We start from the raw sequence: 512 nt of genomic DNA, 5'->3' as shown, positions 1-512 counted from the left end.
CAACTGGCTTTAGGTACACACTTTGATCTGAACAAGATCTTGGGGTGGCAAGATACCGAAGCCCAGATCACGGTGACCTATCGTGATGGCCAGTCGCTGTCACAAACCGCCGACGGGCTGCAGGGGCACTTGAGTTCCGTTCAAGAAGTTTGGGGACGTGGCCAGACCTGGCGTTTGACCGACCTGTGGATTAAAAAGAAATTCCTGGATCAGGCGCTGGATATTAAAGTTGGTCGTTTTGGTCAGGCTGAAGACTTTAACAGCTTTGACTGTGATTTCCAGAATCTGGCATTGTGCGGTTCGCAAGTGGGCAACTGGGTTGGCGACCAATGGTACAACTGGCCAGTGAGCCAGTGGGCATTACGGGTCAAATACAACCTGCAGCCAGATTTATATGCACAAATAGGTGCTTATGAATACAACCCGGAAAACCTGCAACGAGGCAAGGGCTTTAACTTAAGTACAGATGGTTCACGTGGGGCGATTATCCCGGCGGAACTGGTCTGGACACC

At 51.0% G+C, this 512-nt stretch carries 1 protein-coding gene; it reads left to right on the top strand.

Annotated elements, in window-relative coordinates; all coding sequences use genetic code 11:
• A partial coding sequence (locus OC23_RS12235) for a carbohydrate porin (protein WP_038345136.1) occupies positions 1–512 on the top strand: 512 nt, incomplete at both ends.

Origin of the sequence: Acinetobacter sp. A47 (genome assembly GCF_000805455.1) — a bacterium.
Lineage (GTDB): Bacteria > Pseudomonadota > Gammaproteobacteria > Pseudomonadales > Moraxellaceae > Acinetobacter.
This window is presented reverse-complemented; position numbering and strand designations above follow the sequence as displayed.